The organism is Streptomyces sp. SP17BM10 (assembly GCF_036322405.1).
GTDB lineage: Bacteria > Actinomycetota > Actinomycetes > Streptomycetales > Streptomycetaceae > Kitasatospora.
Genome location: NZ_JAQYXB010000346.1, coordinates 1 through 426 on the forward strand (window position 1 = coordinate 1; position 426 = coordinate 426).

The 426-nt window shown below is 70.2% G+C and carries 1 protein-coding gene; it reads left to right on the forward strand.

The window, feature by feature from the left end; translation table 11 throughout:
- Nucleotides 1–426: FG-GAP repeat domain-containing protein (locus tag PUR71_RS02720; RefSeq protein ID WP_329924678.1), on the forward strand; the 426-nt coding region annotated here is incomplete at both ends.

The window sequence follows — 426 nt, forward strand, 5'->3', positions numbered from 1 at the left end:
CACCGACCTCGCCATGCTCTACCGCCGCCCCGACGGCTCCATCGACTACTACACCGCGCTGGCGGACACGAGCGGGCACATCGGCGCGTTCAAGTCCTCCCCCAAGTCCACCCCCGCCAGCGGCAACTGGGACTGGAACGCGATCCAGCTGTTCGCCGGCGACACCGACGGCGACGGGCGCGAGGACGTCATCATGACGTACTACCACGCCGACGGCCGGATCGGCTTCTACACCTCGGCGGCCGCTACCGACGGGCTGCTGGGCGACTTCACCGCCGGGTACACGGTGCCGGCCGAGGGCCACTGGGACCGGAACGCGATGAAGCTCGTCGCCGGGGACTTCAACGGCGACGGCCGCACCGACCTCGCCATGCTCTACCGCCGCCCCGACGGCTCCATCGACTACTACACCGCGCTGGCGGACAC